Raw genomic sequence first — 20,910 nt, 5'->3', positions numbered from 1 at the left:
GTCTTATCGAGATTAACTACTGGTGACTCTGCCCGGTCGCTAGCGTCTCGAGAATGGTACCTGGCAACTTTGAGACAAACCCTCATGTGATTTAAAAACGATTCAATTAAAAACACCCTTTCCACGGTACCTGTGAGTGCCGCGGAAAGGGTGTTTTTGCGTTTAAAAGTCTTGCGGTAAATTCTCCTGTTGTTGCGCCTTGGCTTTGGCGAGGGGCGCATCGTCTTGCCAATAGGTGAGCCACTCGCCACTCAGGGTTAGGTTCTCCAATTCAAGCTGATCCTTAACCAGCAAGTCCTGTTCAAGCCGCGCTTTGAAAGTGGTGACCAGGTCCTGGATCGCTTGGAGATTTTGGCCCAAATCATTGCCGGTTAGAGCCGCCATCTTATCGTGGAAGTCATGGCGTAAGTTGTCCTCGATGGTTCGCAGTTGCCGTTCGTTTTGCCGGGCTAACTTGGGTTGGTTGTTGGTATCAAAGGCCATTGCGGGGCTAATTCCCACAAACTGGGCGTTGATCTTAGGGGTGTCAATGCCATAGGGGGTCTGACCACTATTACCAAATACGTCAAATTCACGAATGACGGTTAAGACTTCTGTCATGCTAAAAACTCCTTCGTTGTGTATAATGATGTTCTCAGTTTAGGCTATAGAAAAACCCACGTCAAACCGAGCCGCGGACAGAGTTTGATGTGGGTTGAAATTAATTTACAGTTAGGGATGCTGGTGGGGATCAAAACGCGTTGCACAGGGAAGATTCCTGCGCTTAACCCCATTAAGCACCGGCTCGGGTTCGGTCACTGTTTAATGGACTTTCTCGAATCATCGGACGGTTCTTCGCTGTGATGCTTCGAAAACTTGCAGCCTCTGAAACGCGTTACGCAAGGCAGATTCCTCCGCTTAGAAAAATAAGTGACTCCTGCTCGGCATAGCATTTTTAATGGTTCTGAATTCTCAAAGCGTTAGATTGGTTCTCGCGATGACACTTCGGAAACATGCAGCTTCTGAAACGCGTTACACAAGCCAGATTCCTGCGCTTAACCCCATTAAGCACCGGCTCGGTTCCACCGAGCGGGCACTTAATGACGTTAATGCTCAGAATCTAAGCGGCTTGTTCCACGCTCTACCAGCTAGCCTTCCGAACCCCCGGAATCTTACCTTCATGAGCCAATTGGCGGAAGTTAAGACGGGACATGCCGAATTTTCGCATGTAGGCATGTGGCCGGCCATCGAGGTGGTCTCTGTGGTGAATCCGTACAGGGGAAGCGTCTCGTGGTAACAGGGCGAGAGCGGCGTAATCGCCAGCTTTCTTTAGTTCAGCGCGCCGGTCGGCATACTTGGCGACCGTGGCTTCAATCCGTTTTGCTTTAGCAATTTTTGACTTTTTAGCCATGAATAAGTGATTCTCCTTTTATCTATATAGTAATGATTACGTTTTACAAGCATACCATTTCTCGCTGAAGGCTGTCAACGATTTGACTTCGCATCCGTTATTGAGGCCCTGTGAGAACGTAAAAGGGGGCTGAGATCACATCTCGCCCCCTTTTACATGACTGAATCTGTATGGTTTAAACGTGTCTCAAAGAATAGTTGTCATCTTTTAAATGGCTGGCTATTTTTACACGCCTTCTACCGATCTAGTATTTAACTTCGTAGGCAATTTCGTAAGTTTGCGTCTTGCCAGCAGGAACGGAGACGTCCCCAAAGTTTGGATGGTGTGGCGTGTCGGATAAGGTTTGAGCTTCCAAGGCAACCCCCATGTAAGGTTGGCCGGCGCCAGTCGCTAACTTCATGTCAGACGTGAAGGAGTTGGCGGTGAAGACGACCAGACCATTCCGGCTGGACTTGATCGTCACGGACCGGTTAGATTGCGGATCGCTGAGTTCAGCAATCTTGTTGTCTGCGGCTGGTTCAACGTGGAACAAGTCGTCAAAGCCTTTTTCAGTAGTCCCTTGCATGCCGCGGATGGCTTCGCCCAAGTTTTGTCCCTTGGCAAAGTCGAATGGGGTGCCCGCGTTTTGAATGAAGTTCCCGGTTGGGATCTTTTCGCTGGTGACTTCCAAGTGTTCCTTAGCGTTGATTTGCAAGGTTTGACCAGAGATGAGTTGGTCATCGCTTAAGTTGAAGTAGACGTGTAACGTTGGGTTGAAGAGAGTCAATGCCGTAGAGTTGGCTTCGAACTTCAAGTTAACCCGGTCGTTGTTGTCCAGTGAATAGATCATCTTAGCGGTCATATCGCCAGGGAAGGAGTCATCACTGGATTTGAAGGTGTGGCTCAGAATGATCTTGGCTTCATTAGCATCGGAGTCGTCGATTTCGCCGTCCCAGTTGACCGTGTTAAAGCCGTGAGGGCCACCGTGTAAGGTGGTGTCCTTACCTTCGTTGGTGTCGACGGTGTAAGTCTTGCCGCCCATCTCAAAGGTACCGCCGCCAAGACGGCCACCGATCCGGCCAATTCCCATGCAGACGTAGAACGGATTGGACAGGTAATCCGCCATTGTATGGTAAGATAACACCAAGTTCTTGTCACCCTTGTCACTTGGTACGGACAAGGTATGTAGGGTTGCGCCCCAGCTAAGAATGCCGAGCTTTACACCGTTCTTGTTTTCAATCGTATATTCGGTGACAGCCTGATTCTGATAAGTATCCCATTTCGTCGTAGCAGTTTTCATGAGCAAGTCCTCGATTTCTATAGATTAAAGCGTTTTCATTTCTGGCTCTATTCTATATTTTTATCCGTACAATTGTCAAATATAGTTGGGACGAAAATCAATAAACGGGGGACAAAAGTTTTTTAGGCAGGATAGAATCCCGGAATGGCGATGTTTTAGTGCTATCATTCTTTGTGCGGATAAATTTTGAAATGTTTGAAGTCATCATAACAAATGTGGACTGAACAAATTTTCACTTGTACACAATCAAAGGAACTGGCATAATAGATTAGTTTAGGGGGGATTGTATTGACTCTTAAATGGCATTGGCTGCCCACGGTCGTCATCGGAAGTTGGTTAAGTTACCGGTGGGTCAGTCGCTTGGCGGTTGCACCGCAACCCTTAACCGTACGGCGGTCGGATGTCCGTTATGACCGGACACCAACCCTCTTTATTCCGGGATGGGGTGGCCACGCCTGGACCTATAATCGGTTATTGCGGTGGCTGGCTCAGCAGGGGTACGGTCATAAGGTTTTGACGGTGCGCGTTGACTGGCGTGGAAATCCCCATTTTGTGGGGCATTGGGATGGCCTGGCAACGAATCCGTTAATTCAGGTGCTGTTTGACCACAGCCTAACGCGGGATTATCAGCCCCAGATTGGGTGGATCACCCAAATTTTGCGTGTCCTCAAGCAACGCTACGGGGTGACCGCCTACAACGCGGTTGCCCACTCTTGGGGTGGCAGTGCGGCGATTCACAGCTGGTTGCTTCATGGCCAGGCCACAGATTTACCCCAATTGCGACGTTTACTCTTGCTGGGTGCACCAGTGGACGAGAGTGTCACAGGTGGCCCCGCTGATGTGGCTTATCAGCGACTGAGAGCCGCGGGACATCATTTGCGGGCGAATGGTCGGGAAACGGTCATTAACGTCTATGGCACGCTAACAGGCCGTCAGACGGATGGTTCTGTTCCGGTGCAACAGGTTCGCGCGCTGCGGCCAGTTCTCGCGGCTAGCTCAGTGGTGTATCGGGAAATACACGTGCCACGGACGAGTCATGGTCAATTGCACGCCTCGCCGAGAATGTGGCGGTTCATCGGTAAAACTATCTGGGGTGATAATCAAAAAGCCGCCAACCCAAACTCGGTTAACGGCTGAAAATTTAGCTAGCTTTAAACTTCACCTGCTAAAATATGATCGATGACGTCGAGTACGCCGTCGTGATTGTTATCCGTAGGGGTAATGAGGTTCGCGACCGCCTTCACGGTTTCTGTGCCGTTCTTCATGGCCACCCCTAAACCCACGTGGGCCAGCATGTCACGATCGTTGTCGTTGTCACCGAAAGCGGCGATCTCTTCCGGTGCGATACCCCAAGACTGCGCGAGTCGGGTGATCCCAATGGCTTTGTTCATGTGGGCGGCGACAATGTCAATACTGCCAAAACCACTCGCCATCGCGTTGATTTGGTCGGGAAATCGTTGGTTCAGTTGGGCGGCGAGTTGCTGGATGGTCTCGTTGGCCCATTCGCCATTGATCTTGTAAATGGTGTCTTCGACCTGAGTCAGATCGTCCACGAGGACAATGTTGTTGAAAAAGTAACGTTGTGCGGCTTCATCACTGGGATGATCACGGCGATTGATGTAGGTGCCATGAGCACCGGAGAGGCGGAGAACTTGGGGCCGCAAAGCCGGATCTGCCAAAATGTCCGCCACAATTTGATGGACAGTCGGTGTCGGAATAATATCTTCGAAGAGGGTCTCGCCGTGGTCCACAACCAACCCACCATTTTCGGCTACAAAGGTTTGAACGGCTGGGGTTGGCGCGAAGACGCGGTGAAGGTGGCCCAAGTGGTTGCCACTAGCCACGACGAACCGGATCCCCGCTTCTTGAAGCTGTTGTAATTGTTGCGCAAAACGTGCTTGATTGTAGCGACGATCCTGATTTAAGAACGTGCCATCGACGTCGGTGGCAATCATTTTAATTTGTGTCATACCAAGCTCCTTAATCGTTTATTTTTTATTAACTTTAATCATACGGGCTTCTGTTTCTGAATTCAATGTTCTAATCTGGAAGAAATATGACAAAATGATTGCGTATCACTAGTTTTTTCATTCGTAATGCTATAAACTATTAATGAATCGGTAACATAAAGGCTGAAAATGAGGGCTATAATGAATGGTTAGCGGGTAAGAATAGTAACATGTTTTTGTTGCGCTTACCTTTATAGTTCAACTGGAAAGGAAGAAAGCAAAAAATGACGCAAACTAACGATTTGAACCAATCCTTGGAATGGTTTTCCCAACTCCAAAAGATTATGCGGCCAGTAACAACGATTAAAACGGAGGAGATCACGATTTCTCTGGAACAATTCAACTTGTTACATGCTATCACGACTCAGCGCGAGGAATTCACGCCCACTAAGTTTGCCGGTCAAATCGGCGTTTCTAAGTCGATGATCTCTGGCCAAATCTCACGGCTATTACGGGCTGGTTTAATTGAAAGTATCGCTTCAACAGTTGATCGTCGGCAACACAACCTGAAGTTAACGCCAGATGGTGTCAAAGTTTACACGTCTGTTCGCGGCCAAGTGGTTGAACGCCTGGACGGTTTGCACAACGACATTGCCAAATTAATGTAAGGATTTAAACTTAATTTACAATTGAAAAGAAATTCCCCTTTGCGACTAGAATCTTTCATTCGTGTGACAATTAGGTTAAGATGACCCAACGCTTTAGTGTCTTAGCTTATAATGGAACTGTTGGAAGAATTTTAAACTGGAGGGGATTTTTTGAATTTGAGGGTAAAACTCGGTTTGTTGGCGACGGTCGCAATGGGGGCGACTGTCCTGGGACTGAACGGTTTGCCAGGCACGCCACAGCCGGCTAATACCATCGTGGCCCAAGCGGCAACGACGATTAATGCCAAGCACCAGGGCATGGCCGGAGATGCTAAGACCGTTAACAATGAGGCACTGCAGGACATGTTGGACAAGTGGGACAGCGATGATCTCACGGTTCACGTGCCTAAGGGAACCTACGTGTTTGATGCCGGCAACATTAAGTTGCATTCAAATATTACGTTTAAGTTCGACAAGGGTGCCGTCTTCCGGATCACTTCTGGCAACCGGGTAAACTTCGTCTATCCGAGTCCTGAAGCTGGCTACGATGGTGGGATCAGCAACGTTAAGTGGGAAGGCGCCACGTTCCAAGGGGATAATACCTCATTGGGACAGAGTGTCTTCACCCAAAGTGTCCACCATGCGACGAATGTCACATTTGATAAGTGTGTCTTCGATAACGCCGAATCACCAACTGGCCATTACATTGATTTGGATGGGAGTCATGATATTACGGTATCCAACTCCGTCTTCACGGGGTTCAATGGGTCACAGGACTTTAAGGAAGCGATACAAGTTGACTACTCCAATGCCAAGGCGATGTCTTACAAAAACCCTGGTGACCAGTACGATAACCTCCCAACTTACAATGTTAAAGTGACAAATAACCAATTCTTGCCTGTTTCCAAGAAGTCAGGTCAGGTACAATCCTATGCACCGAACCCAATTGGGGAACATGCGGTTTATGGGCATGGTAAGGCTGGCATTATCCACAATGTCTACTTTACGAATAATACGGTCGTTGATCCTAAGCCTTTGATGGATGATGGCGTGGCCACGATTCATTTCAAGGGAATCTCTAACCTGTGGATTACGGGAAACAAGTTTATTAATCAACACGTGTTAGGTTCTGGGAACTACATCTATCTTTACAATGCAGAGTCCAACTACAACATGACCAACTTAAATATTGAAGACAATACGTTTACCAATGTTAATCCAACGAAGCAGTACGTCTTCTTGGATAGTTCCGATGCGGACAATCCAATGACGGACGTTTCCATTACCGGCAACAAGGTGACGACACAAAAGAAGGGCGCTTCCTTTGTGAAGAGTAACTTTGCACTGACTGGTGACACGATTGATATTGCGAATAACACGATTAAAAAGGCTAAGCCACAAAAAGCACCCGTGACAGCACATCAGCCAATTACATCGACGTCGGTAAGCAACGCAACGTCGCAGAAGCTGAAGAAGCGCAAGCAGACGAACAAGTCTGAAAAGTACTACTCTGGTTTGGCAACGCAACACGCTCAGCTAGCGGCGAAGTACAAGACGTATGCGGTCTACAACCACATTCGCGGTCATAAGAACTGGAACGTCTTGAAGTTCGATTGGAAGAGTATCAAAAACAAACGGGTCTATGTCGATATGCGAGCAACGGCTGATACGGGTAAGTGGTATCGTATTCGGTTTAGCAAGAGTACGACCGCTAAGAAGTATTGGATTCGACAAGGCGCTTTGAAGTTTGATACGTTCAAGAGCGAATCTTATGATCGGACGCTGACCTTGATGAAGGTCTACCCTGTTTACACGCAGCCATACAACGATCCATTATTGGCGAAGCAAAAGGGGACCACGGCTGACATTTCCGCTCGGCGAATGACCATCACACACCGCGTTAAGCGGACGGATTCCAATGGTAACGTGTCGACCTATTATCAAATGAGTAATGGTCTGTGGACACGGGCCCTGGCATTCGATTTGGATTCATAAGCGTTTAGTGAATTTCTATCATTAGAAAGCATCAGCTGATCAATTTGGTCAGCTGATGTTTTTTTTAGGATTGATTTAAATCAAAGACAACCAGCCATGAAAAATGGTAAACTGTTTCCAACCTTTAAGAAATCTGGCCTTTAGGTGGGGTTAGGCTTTCATGAGCGTGCTAAAAATGTAAGCCCTAACAAATTCATAAAAATTTCATATTTCGGTCCTAGAAAGGTAGATTCAACTGTTAAGCTTGGTTTAAGCCCGGCAGACTGGGATTGTTGTTAAATCACCCGTTGGCGAGAATCTTGCGAAAGTCTTAAAAGGTGGACTGAGCTGAGCGTAATGGGTTTCATCATTTCTCATTGTGGTGTACAATAAGAAATATAAATTAGCACTCCAACAAAAGAGTGCTAAATCAAGTACCTCATCGAAGAGAAGACAATTGGAGGGCGATTCTATGATTAAAATGTACTTTCATGCTAAGACTACTGCGGTAACGAAGGCTATGAAGTGGCTTGCTAACCACGACGCCATCTTTACTGCTCGTGACATCAAAAAACAACCATTAACACGTGACGAAATTTTATACATGTTATCCCTGACTGAAGACGGGACTGACGATTTGATCTCTACCCGTTCTAAGGCTTACAAGGCTTTACCAGATTCAGTCCAAGATATGGGGATGAATGAGCTGGTTGACCTGTTACAAAAGAACCCCGGAATCTTAAAGAACCCGATCGTGGTTGATCGTAACAAGTTAGCGACTGGCTTTGATTTGGAGACCATCCGCGAGTTCGTGCCCGCTGCTTACCGGAAGAAGGAACTGGCTAGTTTCTTCAAGATCCTGAACGGTGGCAACAAGAACCTGGATGTTTCACCAGCATAGTAATGAAGATGTAAAAGGTTGCGGCTCATTGTGAGCAGCAACCTTTTTTTTGCGTCGTGACCTCCGTTTTTCAAAGTCATCTCATAGAAAAAGCCGCGATAATCATCGCGACTTGTGCCGTACTTTTACTTAGCTTAATGTTGCGGGACGGGAGTAGCCGACCGTGTGCCACCAGGAGACGTTGGTGGCCTCGGTGACCACGCCACGTAATTGTGCGTCAATCATCTGGTTGTTGCCCAGGTAGATCCCACAGTGGGTGATGTTGCTTGCGCTGGTACCGAAGAAGATCAGGTCACCGGCCTTAGCATTCTTGGCACTGACGTGGGTGTAAGTGTTGTATTGTTCCTGCGCGGTCCGTGGCAGCGTTTGCCCGATGGCCTTACTGAACACGTACTTGGTAAAACCAGAACAGTCGAATGAGCTAGCCCCGTTACCACCGTAAACATAAGGCTTACCCAATTGGGCCTTGGCTTCCTTCAAAACAGCGGCGTAGGAGCCGTTACCGGTCGTGACGTTGTTGGTCGTCGTGGTGTGGGCGTAGTTCTTGGCTTGCAAGTAACCGTGCCAGATCCAACCAGAGGCCGTTTTGCGGCCGTTAGTGACGTAGTAGTAAAGGTACTTGACGCCGTTCTTTTTGATGATGTAGCGTTTTTTAGTCGCGTGCCAGGTTGTATTGGGGTAATTTTTGAGGTAGTGGGTCTTTTTCCCAAAGGTCATGTTCGTGGCGGTACCACCCAAGTTGTAGGTCCAGCCCGTGGCGCTCTTACGAACGTAAGACGTGTCCGTCATGTTGCTGGTGCTGACAATAGTGTTGGTGCTGTTGGCGTGAGCCGTGGTGGTGCCTAGATTAATTGCGGGAACGATTGCGGCGGCAAATGCTACCGCTAGTCCAATTTTCTTCATCGTCATGATTAATAGCCATCCTTGTTATGTAAAAATTTGTTAGCGCTTAAGTCCATCTCCTAAGATAGCCCATTAGTTTTACAGGAGAGTTACGTGAGAATATTATTGCGATTACGCTTTGACTAACTGCTGTAATATTACAAGGGTTGGATGAAAATATAACGATAATAATGGTGACGAAGATGGCGTAAAATCAAGCGTTTCTTTAGCTGGTAGGTATGGTAGACTATGAATAGTTTTAAAATTGCACCGAAAAATATAACAAGGTGGGTGTCACTTTATGAATGGTTTTATTGGCGAGTTCTTCGGAACCCTGATTTTGATCCTCTTGGGAACCGGGACCGGGGCCGGAATCAACTTGAAAAAGACGTATGCGACTGGGAGTAACTGGGCGTTTGTCAGCATCGCTTGGGGGATGGCTGTGACCATGGGGGTCTATGTTGCCGGGATGTTAGGCTCAGATGGTCATCTGAATCCAGCCGTGACGATTGGCTTTGCCGCCTTTGGTTTCTTTCCCTGGGCGCAGGTCATGCCCTACTTGGCGGGCCAATTCTTAGGCGCCTTCGTGGGGGCAGCCATTGCCATTTTCCAGTTTTATCCGCACTTTAAAGCGACACCCGATGAGGCTGCTGGCAACAGCGTGGGGATTTTTGCCACGCGACCAGCGATCAAGAATCCGTTCTTTAATTTCGTTTCTGAAGTCGTTGCGACGTGGGCTTTCATCTTTATCCTGTTGAATATGGGAGACTTTACGCAGGGGTTAAAACCCTTCATGGTGGGGATTCTCATTATGACGATTGGGATGTGTTTGGGGAGTACCACTGGATTTGCGATTAATCCAGCGCGGGATTGGAGCCCACGGCTGGCGTACACGATCCTTCCCGTCCCTAACGGTGGTTCCGCCGAATGGAGCTACGCGTGGGTGCCCATGTTTGGACCTTTGCTGGGTGGCTTGTTGGCAGCGGGATTGCAGGCTTGGATTAAGTAAAGGGCTGCGAAAATGTCAGATAGCGCCGGTTAGCAGCGTATGGGGATAAATTAGAAAATTCATACTTAGCTGAAGCGACGATTCCCTGCGAATCGCCGCTTTTTGACTGCCTGTAGAAGAGTCTAATTGAGAAGATAAGACGTTGGTTTATGAAAAGTCACGGTGGGGATGATTGGCGTTAATTTTTAACGATTCTGCCGCCAGAACGATTGGAGTCGCTATACTGATTGCGTTGGTGCGATGTCCAGTAATCAGGAGACACATGCACCCAACTTTAAATGATTTTGATTCGGGGGAGAATTTGGATGGTTAAACGAGACGTGACGGGGATTGGGCATGTGATGGCTCAAAAAGTTCTATTGGGAATGTTGTTGGCGACTGCGGGTGGTGCCTTGATTTTGACGATCGGCAGTGTGAATGCGCGGGCCTCTCGCCGTACGGAAGTTACCGCCGTGCAGTTTGATTCAGCGCAACGCTTGGCCGTCGAGAGTGAGATGCTGCTAGATGAGACAACGACAGAAATGACAACGGTTACACCGCAAAAATCAATCAAGGGCGTGGTCGGTGATTCTACGATGGTGAGCGGTATGAAAGCCGCTATGTGGTCACCACGTGAAGGACGGCAGTCATCCTCATTCTGGGGACTGGGAATACTGCTGACGCTGTTGGGGTTACTGGGGATTAAGGAAAAACGTCCGTGAAAGTGTGGCGGTTTGCTGATGAATAGCGTGTTTTGAAGGGCCTGGGACAAAACTCTCAGCGCCTTTTTTTGCGGCCAATAGTTGGGCCCACGTTCCTTTTGTCAGGGATAGTGTGAGTGGTTATCCTAATGTTAGGTCAGAAAAGTAACATTTTTTGATAATTGTCCGATAAGAGGATGATAATACGATTACCTAACAATGGTTATTGGCATTAAACTTGTCTCCGATAAAACATTATGCCCTTGCGGAAAGCCTCTTGACGGTATAGGTACAGAGATTTCGTTGAGGAAAGCGGGGCTATTAGTTCTCCAAATCAACTAATTAAAACGAAAACTGGTCAGGAAGCGACCTATTAAGCGGCTGTGAAATCGGTTACAATATAATCATAATGATTTATCCACATCTCATAATGTGTAACCTAAAGAGCTACCAATTACTTAATGGACTGCCGCGTAAAGGTTGAGGAGGAAAATCTCATGAATAAAATGACTAGTGAGGCTAAGGTTCACTATAAGAGCTATAAGGCAGGGAAACACTGGGTTGTTGCCAGTATTACGGCCGTAACCTTAGGCGTGGGTTTGATGGGGGCCACCGAAACGGCCCGGGCCGATAGTACTAGTAGCCCGGATGCCACCGCAGCGAAGACCGAGCAAGTAACTGAACCGGCCCAGCAGGTGACACTGAAGACACCGGTGACGGTTGAGCCAGCAGCAAAGGAAGATTTAGCGGACAATCCAGAGCAGACAGAAAAGACGTCTACCCCGGATAAGCCGGTGACTGCGGATCCGGTTGATCCAGAAGACACCCAACCAGAAGAGACCAAGACAACGGATGCACCCGACACACCCGACACACCCGACACACCCGATGTCGATCCTGAGGCAAATCAGAAAGTGAACGAGCCAGCAGCTGATGGGGTGGAACAGTCAGAAGGCAATCAGCCAGATGGCCAGATGCCACCAGAGGATACGAACGATGGGTCCGGTGTGGATGCCAATGATGTGACTGCTGAAAGAATGCAAGCGCCAGCCGTTGCGCTGGCCGCTCCCGCTGCACCTTCACCCATCGATGGGGTTGATGCTAGCGTGTGGATTCCGGATGCGGCGCTACGGGATGCGATTATAAAACAACTTAATCGTGAAGCGTCAAGCTATAATGGTGCGCCAATGTATGTCGTTACGGAAAGTAATCTTTACCAATATGTTGATAAGCTGACGTCTCTTGATGATACGATTGGTGCGCCGATAGTTACTGACTTTACGGGATTGGCCTATTTTAAGAATTTGCACAGTCTAAATTTCACGCGCATGTCGATCCCCGTGTCGGCGTTGATTGACTTTACGGTCGTCCCGCAGCTGAGTCATATCAGTTTATATTTAGCTGACGACGGGGCCAATCATGACCTGACCAGGATTATGAATACCTACCTGAGTCAGAACTTAAATCTGAGTTTCCTGAAATTTGGCAATAGCTATCTGACCGGGAGTATTCCGGATCTCAGTAAGTACACGAAGTTAACCATGATTTATCTGCCGAATAATCAATTGACGGGGCAGATTCCGGATCTGAGCATGTTACCAAATCTCTGGTCCGTAGACGTCAGCCACAATCAGCTAAGTGGGGGCTTTCCCAATGTTGGCACCTGGCCAGCAATGACCACACTGGACGTTTCTTACAACCAGCTAACGGGGTCCTTGCCTGATCTGAGTGGCTATCGTGGAGAGCTCACCTATATGTTTAACCATCTGAGTAATGGGGTCATTCAGGTGCTGGACCAGGATGGTCAGCCGACCGTAAACTATGGGGTTTACCAACGCTTAATTGGGCACACATACAAACTCAGTGCGGATCAGCGGACCTTTGATCCCGTTACCGGCGTCGTTACGGGCTTCCAGGACATGAACACCGGACAAATTGATGACAACGAAGGTACCTGGACGGCGGCATTGACCAATGGCGTGACGATTGCTTACGGGGACCTTGATCCCAACTTACCAACCTCAGATATTGCAGCTTGGGCGGCAACGGCCGAGGACGCTACGGATTGGTTCAGCGTTCAGCGGGTTTCGGGTCATCAGGTCGCGTTGAACTTTACGGCTAAACAGGATGTTCCGGATGGCACTTACACCATCCACGTGATTAACCAGAGCTACGGCGCGCTGTGGGGGTATAGTGCCTATATTACCTTTAAGATTGAAAACGAAGTGCCGGTTGATCCCGGTAATCCTGGAACGCCTGACCCGGGCGTCACGACTGGGCTGGTAAACGTGGTTAACGTCGATCAGGACGGGAAAGTCATCAGCCAGAGTCAGCAATCGGGTCACGTGGGCGACCGCTTTACGATCACGGCCCCAACCCTGGCTGGCTATAAATTGGTCGGCAATGGTGTGGCAACGGGTACGTACACCGCTGACGGGCAAACGGTGACCTTTACCTATCAAGCCGTAACGTCAGGTGGCGATGGTGATGAGATTGCGCCGACAGCCCCCGTTGTTGATGATGAGGGCGAGCCGGTGACCAGCGGAGCCGCAGATCAGGCTGTGCCAGAGAAGACGGTAACAGCAAAAACTGTGACAGCGAAGGCTGACAAGACGGCACCAGCTAAAACCAGTCCTATCAGCTTAGCAGCCACAACGACAACAACGAAGCAGAACACCACGCGGCACGCGGCAAAGCAAACGGCCACAACTTTACCACAGACGGATGGGGAGACCGTTTCACCATGGGCCGGACTGGCACTACTCATTGGTGGTGCGTTGACTGGATTTATCTTTAAACGGCATCAATAATTGTGAGCATCGTCTTAAGTAAGCGGCACTGACAGCCAACGGTCGGTGCCGTTTTTTTCGTCCCTCCTTACTAATACTAACGAAAAAAGTTGAGTTTCAGTCTCAATTATTTTTCGCTCCGCAACTCACGGGCGATTAGGGGGGCGATTTACAATTAGACAGAAAGGTTATTTGGATAAATGGCATACAGGTTAATTTGTTAAACTAAAAAATAATTTCAAAATGACGTTGAATGTTTGACGTGAGAGGACGAAAATGGAGGTGTACTTTGGATGAAAGGTAGGGAAACAATAAGATGGAAATGAAGCGGACACATTTCAAGATGTATAAAGATGGTCGCAAGTGGGTCTTCGCCTGTGCGATTGTGCTTGCCATTGGGGGTGGCACCACGGTAACTGCCAGTGCGGCGGCTGAGAGCAGTAACAGTAGCTCAGCGACGTCTTCATTAGTTTCGGGGAAGAGTGTTAGCAGCAGTGGCGATGTTGGCAACGATAGTACGAGCAGTGCCAACAGTAGCAGTGATAGCCAATCCAATAGTAAAATCACGAGTAGCGTCGACAGCAATAGTAACCAGGCGCCGCAAAATGTTGGTAACGGCGGTCAAGTGACGAAAGATTCCAAGGCCACGGCTGTGACGTCAGTTAACAAGGATACGGTCACCAGTAATGAATCATCAGGTAATCAGTTGAGCAAGAAAACGCTTCAAAAAAAGGTGAAGGCGCCTACTAACAAGAAGACTAAGAAGCTGAGTCACGTCAATTCTCGTGCAGCTTTACTCAGGGAAAGTTTAGCGCACAAGTCAGTCCAGAACACCAAAGCCAAAATTGCCAGTGCTTTAGCCAATGCACAGCGCAAACTGCCCAAGGTAACCACGGCGGTTCAGCCGCTAGCGGAAGCCACCGTTCAGGATGGTGGGAGTGTTTACGATGATTTTCCTGACCTCGATAACCTGCTAGGGGTTTCCTCCGTCTTCCATATCTTTGCGCGTGAAGCGGAGCTGAACGCCCACACCAATGGGAACTTGGCCGTACAAAATCTGACGGGGAACGTTAACTTTGGGACCAACATCGTCGAAGAACTTCTCGATAAAGATATTTCTTACATACAGAACTTCACCAAATTGGCGAACAGCTCCTTTGTTTCTTCGGGGGCAACGCGTGACAACAAGGTCATCTTCGGTGAAGGCCTCAACGTGGATATCAGCAACCCTAACCGGCCAACGGTCAATGGCGTTTACATCGATCACTTGGTCGCCAATGAAGTCTACCAAGACAAAAATGGCCAGACCTACATCGATTTCGACGCTGAGTTTGCCAAATTGAAGGCGACGAATGAGTCGTTAGCCAACAAAAAGAGTGAGGCCAGCTATAGCAATAGCGACTTTACCGATCAAAATAACCGGGCGAGTTTTAAAATCAAGTTAGCCACTGCTTTTAACACAAAATAAAAACACCAAGACGAAAAAATCCGGTATCATTGAAGTTCCTACACAAACAATGAAAGAGGTTTTCGTCTTGATGCAAGAACAGCTTACCATATCTCGTCGCAAGGGTCACCATTTGACCGAAATTGAACGTGGAATCATTGCCGCTTTACACGCTGCTGGTGCCTCTAACCGCGCTATCGCTAAGTCGATCGGTGTTTGTCCACAAACAATCAATAACGAGCTTAGACGGGGCCAGACGCGTCAGGTTAAGCGCGTCAACGGGAAGCTTCGGCCCTTTTCAAAATACCTACCAGACGCCGCTCACACGCGTTATCTGATGAATCGCTTAAGGTGCCACCGTTCCTCCAAATTTGACCAATGCCAAGCCTTCTTAAACTACTTTGTAGAGCACTTTAAGGCCGATGACTGGTCACCGGATGAGGCGGTTGGTCGGGCCAAACACGACTGTAAATTTCTTGCGGAAGAGATGGTCTCGACGTCGACCCTTTACCACTATATTGATGCCCAACTTTTAGAGATTCGCAATATCGATTTAACGGAGAAGACCCAGCGCCGCATCGCTCACCATTACATTCCTAAAAACAAAAAGCGGCTCGGCCCCGGGATCGAAGAACGGTCGCAGGCGGCCAATGATCGCTCGGAATTCGGTCACTTCGAAATTGATACGATCGTTGGTAAGCGTAATGGGCATGAGAGCGTCGTGTTGAACTTGATCGAACGTCAAACCCGAACTGCCATTTTGCGATTAATTGACGGCCGTGATGCGGATTCGGTCGCTTATGCCATGCAAGATATCAAACGTCAATATGGTCACCTGATTCGTTCAATTACCGCCGATAACGGTCCAGAATTCTCGACCCTAGCGGCCGTCATGGCCGACACGGCACCTGTCTATTTTGCCCATCCGTACACATCATGTGAACGGGGCACGAATGAAGTCCACAATCGCATGATACGACGTGATTTACCTAAAGGTTTGTCACTGGATACGGTGAGCCCCGCTAGGATCGCCACTATCCAAGCCAAGCTAAACGGTTCACCTCGTCGTCTACTAGACTACGACACACCGGCCGAACGCTTCGCCATCGCCGCCGGCTCGGCTCAGCGCTTGGCCTAGGCACCATCTTGATATCGGAATATCCTGGGGCTGTTTTGTGTGGCTAACTTGTTCTTGCAATTTTCGGCGATTATTAATTTACCAGAACTCCAGAACACGCAGTTGGACCGGGTGGTGGATGTCAGAACGGTGGTTCGACAGGTGCACAGTGAGGTCGTCAACCTGGACGAAAAAGAAATTCGTCGGCAGATTATTGACCTGTTTGTGCAGCAACTGGGTCTTTTTACTGAAGACGAGCCTGAAACGGAACAAGACGATCAGGCCCAGGAGGTTGAGGAGTATTGGGATGTCAGTCCAGATTTTAATTTTATTGCGCAGTGTTTGGTGGATCAGTTGCAAGTGGCCCATCAGTTACCAGAGTTAACGGCCACGCAGCGGGTCAATCGGGCGTTACTCAATCAACGCTTCTTATCCGCTTCGTCGCGACTATGGCCGGACTTAATTGCCAATAAGATCATTATTGCCGATCAGTGGCGCCAGACAAATCGGTTCGTATTGGAGTGTGGCGATGACTATGCCTTGCTACTGGATGAGCGGCGGACGCCTAGTACCGCTAAGCCGTTTGTCATTGCCGTTGGCGTCGCGCGTTCACTAGGCGTTGGTATTCCAGAAGAGCAATTATCAACGCGGATTCACCAGGTCTCAGAACAGGTTTTACCGGGGTATCCTATCAATATTAGTTTGGTCAAGGAAGCCCTCCGCGATAATGCGTTGGCGCGCGTTCAGGATGGTTATGTGATGGCGACGCCGTTGGTACACCGATTCGCGATGCACACGGCAGACGAAGGGGACGCTTAATATGCAGTTACAAGAACATTTATCACCGGTGAGTTTTCACCTAAGAAATTTCAACAAGTACCAGACGTTAGACATGCCAGCGGCGGTTAATGGGAACCTGACCCTCATCGGTGAAAACGCCGCTGGGAAGACGACCTTAGCGAACTGCTTCTTCCCAATGCTTATCGATGGTTCAATCGCCACGCCGTCATTTAATCCGGCGAGGGGAACGGATCGGGTTGACCGTACGACGGGGCCACGGAACAGTTCTCGCGATATGCGGACATTTAACAGCATGTTGTTGGGGTGGGGGCCAGGTGCAATGAAGGTGCGCACCGGCTACAGTTATCTGCGGCTGCAATCCGCTCAGCGACAAGCCATCCTAGGGATCGGGGCACACCGTAATGTGAGTGAGAAACGCCAGCCAACGTGGTGGTTCGTGGTGTTAACCACTGATGTGACGACGCCAGTTGATGTGGTCACGACTGATGAGGCGGGCGCAAGCCTAGAATATGCAGACTTTGTCGCGGCTAACGAAGATCTAGGCAAGCAGTTTCATGTCTTTAAAACGGTCGAGGAGTATCACACCTACGTGGCGACCAAAGTTTACGGTTTCAGTAGCGGTACGGAGCTGACCAAATTGGCTGCTGTTTACCGGTTATTGGCGTCACCAATTTTAACGGCTGGTAATGCCCGCTTCACGCCGATTCGTGAGGCCTTAAAGAATGCGCAGGAGGGAATTGATGCGCAAATCATCAATGACGTGGCTTCGGCACAACGTGAGGTTAATCGGACCAACGGCAGTTTGCAGCGAATTCGGCGAGCTCAGGATCGTTTACAAAAAATGAAAAAAGAGATTTTTTGGCGAAACTTAAATCGGATCGATGAACGCATGTTGCAGGCGTATAGCCAAACACAGCATGACTATGAGATGAAGCAAGAGAAGTGTGTGCAGGCCAAGCAACGGATCGTTAAATTTGAGAAGAAGTTGGCGCTTTTGCAGACTAACTTAGAACAATCCACGCTGACTCTGAAAAAGTTGCGGCAAGAAAAAGCCAATCAGGCGACGATTGCGGAACAACGCAAACAGTACGAACAGCGGCTGGTTGATTTGGAACGGCGGTTAAAGCAATATCGCCAGCAAAAGCAGCGATTGGCGGAGCTAGAGGATCAGGCGACAGCGATTGCGGAACAACTGGCGGAACTGACGACCCAGCAAAAGAATCTGCATGAGTCTCAGTTACGACCACTGTTAACGGATTTGGCAACGCGGGCCACTGGCTTAACCGAGCTCATGCAAGTCGTAAGTGAAGTTGATCCTGCCGTATTGGCTAAACGATTGGCAAGCTACGTACGTGAGCAACAGCGGTTGTGCCAACGCTATCAAGACGACGAACGGGCGAAGCAGCACGTGAGCCAAGATGTTCAAATTGTGACGGACATGCAGGGCGAATTAGACAGTCGAATCGATCAACATGCTAGTGGTGCCTTGCAGTCTCGCGTGCGGAAGGACTTGCATCAGGATAACCAGGAGGTTCATGAAGCCGGAGCGGCTAAAATGAATGCCGAGTTCCAGCGGTTGGTGGACCATCAACAAGAATTACTGAAGGCACATTCTGATTTGAAAGCAAACTTAGCAACGCCTACGAAGCTGGCGGAGCTTTCTGACAAGCAACAGGCGCTGGCCGATATCTTGGCAAAATTGACGGTTAGCGAGCAGAAAAGCCAGCGATTAGCTGAGAAGCAGTCCGACTTGATTGGCCGAATTCAGGATGTCCAAGGGTCGATGGAATCGGGCTTCGATGAAGACCTGGTTACGGCAGAGATCGCCACCGTGACACAGCGGCGAGATGCCTTGGTAGTCGATTTGACGATTAACGACAAGATCAAGCAGGTGGAGATGGAACAACATCGTTTACGCGACCAACAACAAGACTTTAGTGGTCAACAAGCGACCGCTCAGGGGGAAATCAAGACGTTGACCGCTGACATGACACAACAGCAACAGGCGCTAGCCGAATTACGTCAGCGCATTGAAGCGGCCTTACAGACGCTATCGCCATACCGGCCCGAGCAGGTCAACTTAGCGACGGCAGAAGACGTTTTAGCGTTTGTTCAGGGGCATGCCAGTGAGGTTCGGAACAGTCATTTTGAAGATTTATCCAGTCAGATTAGTAAATTAATTCACCATAATAATCAGGATGGCATCGATCGTAATGCGTTGGACACCGTATTCGAGGAACGGGGACATACGGCGGAAGCCAGTGCGATGCGTCAGCAACGGTCTGTGATAAAAAATGAATTGAATGTGGTCGCTTTTGGCATCAATGATGCGATTATTTTGATGAAATCGGATGAGTCTCACGTGGAACAAGCGTTGTCGGTGCTTCAATCCGGAAATGATGCGGCTCAGCAGTATTACTTGGCATCGGCTATCAGTACCATTATGACACAATATAACTTAATCGATAGTTACAATCAGATGCTGAGTGAAGGTGTCAGCCGCGAGCAGAGTATTAAGTTGAAGGTTGCCTTAACGCCGGCCAATGTGACGGCTCAGGTGATTGCGGAGGCACGAAATCCACAATTGACGCAACGGCCAAATCTGGAAGCCGAAATTTCGGATCGTTTGCGGAAGCTGGCCAATGACTTGTCGGTCGCTGACGATGATGAAGCCTTCATGCACAAGGCGCAGGAAATGTTGGATACGCGGCAGTGGTCGGATTTCAAGGTCTTGATCAAACGCCGGCAGAGCGATGAGAATCATTATGAAGAGGTTGATGATAAATTTGTTCAGTCCGGTGGATCGGGGGCTGAAAAGGCGCAAGCGATGGTGCTGCCGTTGTTGTTGGTTCCTAAGATGGTTCTGCGACAGGCCAGTTTGACCGATGCCCCTTACCTCGTCATGTTCGATGAGTTTGCGGATAAGTTGGATCCGGAAACGGCCAAATCGTTTGCGAAGACGATTGCCCGTTTTGGTTTCAACTTTATTGCAACGATGCCCGGTGGCGCCCAGAATAAAATTTTAGCCGATGGTGTGGATAACATCGCCTACGAGGTGATTGCCCCCAAAGCTGATAATGACCAGCGATTCCATTTGAATCAGGTCCATAAAGCGTTGACTTGGGAGGCCGTCCATGAGTCCGTATCGTAAGGCCTATGAGGAAGCGATGTCACGGAAGGCGCCGGCAGAGGCGGCCAAACTAGATGCCCTTTTTGCTAAAATTGCGAAGGGAGAATTGCTGCCACCACGGGGGCAACAGGCGGTTGATCTGGGGTTGACGGCACACAGCCTGAATGATGCGCATGAAAATCCGGCAGTGTACGACTATTATCAATGGGTGTTGGAAAACTGTTTTAACGGTCAGCCGGTGAATGAATTGTCGGCAAAAATGATCGGTATGGCTTTTACCTGCACGAATGTTTTTCGAACGGACTTACCACAACCGTTGACGCTGAATCCATGGCAAATCTCGGCATTGGGAGACTATCCGTTAGCGACTCAACGGGCGGTGATTGTGGAGAACAATGGTGTCTTCATTTGGTTAGCAAAGTTGCATCCGGATTGGCCACTGATTAATCAGTCGGGAAATGATTTTAATACGGCGTATGTAAGGCTTATCCAACGCCTGGAAGCCCGTGGCATGGCGTTTACTTACATCGGCGATCTGGATAGCCGCGGTATTCAGATGGCGGACAACCTTTTTCGCAAGCTTCGGCGGACACCGGTAGCGACATTCACAGCGATTCAATCACCGGCGAATGTTGCGAGATGGTTAACGATGATGGGAAAGGTCAACGTCAAACGAACACGGCAGCTAACGGTACAAACACCGATCTTTCAGCAAGAATTAGATTCTATTCACTTGTTTGGTGTCTTTGTTGAGCAAGAGCAGCTGATTGCGGTGTATGAGCGGTTAATCGCGGCTTGGCTGAAAGAAGATTGCCTATAAGTCTGCCAGTAGGTAAATGACGATCTACTGAATCGGTCTTTGCACAGAAATTTGCGGTTTAAAAAACGGATGGCGCAATCACGTCATCCGTTTTT

General features: G+C 48.9%; 16 protein-coding genes and 2 pseudogenes. 13 read left to right on the top strand and 5 right to left on the bottom strand.

Annotated elements, in window-relative coordinates; all coding sequences use genetic code 11:
- Positions 1–162: 162 nt before the first annotated feature.
- From FD28_RS09775 to FD28_RS09765, 3 genes are all read right to left on the bottom strand, one after another.
- A complete protein-coding gene (locus FD28_RS09775) occupies positions 163–600 on the bottom strand; it encodes a hypothetical protein (protein ID WP_057734858.1) in 438 nt (145 codons plus the stop codon).
- 520 nt (positions 601–1,120) lie between these two features.
- Complete coding sequence (gene rpsN / locus FD28_RS09770) at positions 1,121–1,390, bottom strand: 30S ribosomal protein S14 (RefSeq protein ID WP_057734857.1); 270 nt, start codon at positions 1,388–1,390, stop codon at positions 1,121–1,123.
- A 244-nt stretch (positions 1,391–1,634) separates the two neighbouring features.
- Positions 1,635–2,669, bottom strand: coding sequence for an aldose epimerase family protein (locus FD28_RS09765; protein ID WP_057734856.1), 1,035 nt, complete (start codon positions 2,667–2,669; stop codon positions 1,635–1,637).
- Positions 2,670–2,957: 288 nt separating this feature from the next.
- On the opposite strand from FD28_RS09765, the gene FD28_RS09760 reads away from it, so the two are divergent.
- The gene (locus FD28_RS09760; protein ID WP_057734855.1) at positions 2,958–3,806 is read left to right on the top strand and encodes an alpha/beta hydrolase; all 849 of its coding nucleotides are present in this window, start codon (positions 2,958–2,960) and stop codon (positions 3,804–3,806) included.
- Positions 3,807–3,820: 14 nt separating this feature from the next.
- On the opposite strand, the gene FD28_RS09755 is transcribed toward FD28_RS09760, so the two are convergent.
- Complete coding sequence (locus FD28_RS09755; RefSeq protein WP_057734854.1) at positions 3,821–4,639, bottom strand: Cof-type HAD-IIB family hydrolase; 819 nt, start codon at positions 4,637–4,639, stop codon at positions 3,821–3,823.
- A 263-nt stretch (positions 4,640–4,902) separates the two neighbouring features.
- Between FD28_RS09755 and FD28_RS09750 the strand changes: the two genes are divergently transcribed.
- From FD28_RS09750 to FD28_RS09740, 3 genes are all read left to right on the top strand, one after another.
- On the top strand, positions 4,903–5,286 hold the full coding sequence (locus tag FD28_RS09750; RefSeq protein ID WP_057734853.1) for a MarR family winged helix-turn-helix transcriptional regulator: 384 nt from the start codon (positions 4,903–4,905) through the stop codon (positions 5,284–5,286).
- A 150-nt stretch (positions 5,287–5,436) separates the two neighbouring features.
- Positions 5,437–7,260, top strand: a complete 1,824-nt coding sequence (locus tag FD28_RS09745; protein ID WP_057734852.1) for a glycoside hydrolase family protein — start codon at positions 5,437–5,439, stop codon at positions 7,258–7,260.
- A gap of 451 nt (positions 7,261–7,711) precedes the next feature.
- Positions 7,712–8,140 carry a Spx/MgsR family RNA polymerase-binding regulatory protein gene (locus FD28_RS09740; protein WP_057734851.1) on the top strand — a complete coding sequence of 143 codons (429 nt, stop codon included), beginning with the start codon at positions 7,712–7,714 and terminating at the stop codon, positions 8,138–8,140.
- Positions 8,141–8,269: 129 nt separating this feature from the next.
- Here the strand turns inward: FD28_RS09740 and FD28_RS09735 are convergent, their stop codons facing one another.
- Entirely contained in the window at positions 8,270–9,049 is a 780-nt protein-coding gene (locus FD28_RS09735) for a C40 family peptidase (RefSeq protein WP_191982172.1), read from the bottom strand.
- A 274-nt stretch (positions 9,050–9,323) separates the two neighbouring features.
- On the opposite strand from FD28_RS09735, the gene FD28_RS09730 reads away from it, so the two are divergent.
- From FD28_RS09730 to FD28_RS09695, 9 genes and pseudogenes are all read left to right on the top strand, one after another.
- A complete protein-coding gene (locus FD28_RS09730) occupies positions 9,324–10,031 on the top strand; it encodes an MIP/aquaporin family protein (protein WP_057734849.1) in 708 nt (235 codons plus the stop codon).
- A 305-nt stretch (positions 10,032–10,336) separates the two neighbouring features.
- Complete coding sequence (locus tag FD28_RS09725; RefSeq protein WP_057734848.1) at positions 10,337–10,732, top strand: hypothetical protein; 396 nt, start codon at positions 10,337–10,339, stop codon at positions 10,730–10,732.
- A 476-nt stretch (positions 10,733–11,208) separates the two neighbouring features.
- Positions 11,209–13,521: a MucBP domain-containing protein gene (locus FD28_RS09720; protein ID WP_057734847.1), complete on the top strand. Its 2,313-nt coding sequence runs from the start codon at positions 11,209–11,211 to the stop codon at positions 13,519–13,521.
- A 295-nt stretch (positions 13,522–13,816) separates the two neighbouring features.
- Positions 13,817–13,927, top strand: a pseudogene (locus FD28_RS13575) (KxYKxGKxW signal peptide domain-containing protein); the annotation flags it as partial.
- A gap of 483 nt (positions 13,928–14,410) precedes the next feature.
- Positions 14,411–14,923: pseudogene (locus tag FD28_RS13570) on the top strand (collagen-binding domain-containing protein); the annotation flags it as partial.
- A gap of 94 nt (positions 14,924–15,017) precedes the next feature.
- Positions 15,018–16,085, top strand: a complete 1,068-nt coding sequence (locus FD28_RS09710) for an IS30 family transposase (protein WP_235806832.1) — start codon at positions 15,018–15,020, stop codon at positions 16,083–16,085.
- Between the two features lie 39 nt (positions 16,086–16,124).
- The gene (locus FD28_RS09705; protein WP_191982171.1) at positions 16,125–16,883 is read left to right on the top strand and encodes a hypothetical protein; all 759 of its coding nucleotides are present in this window, start codon (positions 16,125–16,127) and stop codon (positions 16,881–16,883) included.
- Position 16,884: 1 nt separating this feature from the next.
- Positions 16,885–20,016: an SbcC/MukB-like Walker B domain-containing protein gene (locus FD28_RS13475; RefSeq protein WP_057734845.1), complete on the top strand. Its 3,132-nt coding sequence runs from the start codon at positions 16,885–16,887 to the stop codon at positions 20,014–20,016.
- A complete protein-coding gene (locus FD28_RS09695) occupies positions 20,000–20,815 on the top strand; it encodes a DUF2399 domain-containing protein (RefSeq protein ID WP_057734844.1) in 816 nt (271 codons plus the stop codon). Before FD28_RS13475 ends, FD28_RS09695 begins: the two co-directional genes overlap by 17 nt.
- The last annotated feature ends 95 nt before the right edge of the window (positions 20,816–20,910 follow it).

The organism is Levilactobacillus hammesii DSM 16381 (assembly GCF_001434395.1).
In the GTDB taxonomy this organism is placed as follows: domain Bacteria; phylum Bacillota; class Bacilli; order Lactobacillales; family Lactobacillaceae; genus Levilactobacillus; species Levilactobacillus hammesii.
The sequence above is the reverse complement of the archived record's forward strand: the minus strand, read 5'-3'. Positions and strand labels throughout refer to the sequence as shown.